This window comes from Nosocomiicoccus sp. HMSC059G07 (assembly GCF_001815515.1).
In the GTDB taxonomy this organism is placed as follows: domain Bacteria; phylum Bacillota; class Bacilli; order Staphylococcales; family Salinicoccaceae; genus Nosocomiicoccus; species Nosocomiicoccus ampullae_A.
Map to the genome: position 1 here is coordinate 1 of NZ_KV820779.1, position 384 is coordinate 384.

Sequence of the window (384 nt, forward strand, 5' to 3'; positions counted from 1 at the left end):
TACCTATCAAAGGAAAGAAACTATATCTATCAACAATTATGGATTGTTACAACTCTGAAATTATCGCATATAAGGTCAGTCGTTCACCGAGCTTAGATATCGCAATTCAACCGTTAAAACAGGCGTTTGAACGACATCGAAATGATTTAAATCAATTAATGGTTCACTCGGACCAAGGTTTCCATTATCAGCACAGTAGTTGGGGAAATACCATAACAGAATTTGGTGCAACAATGAGTATGTCACGTAAAGGAAACTGTTTAGATAACTCACCGATGGAGAATTTCTTCGGCTTATTAAAGCAAGAAATGTTTTATGGAGAAGTGTTCAAGACATATGAAGCATTAGAAATCGCAGTACATGAATATATTAGATACTATAATA

General features: G+C 34.6%; 1 protein-coding gene. It reads left to right on the forward strand.

The annotated features are described in order from the left end of the window. Window positions 1-384: DDE-type integrase/transposase/recombinase (locus tag HMPREF3029_RS00485; protein WP_168165485.1), on the forward strand; the 384-nt coding region annotated here is incomplete at both ends.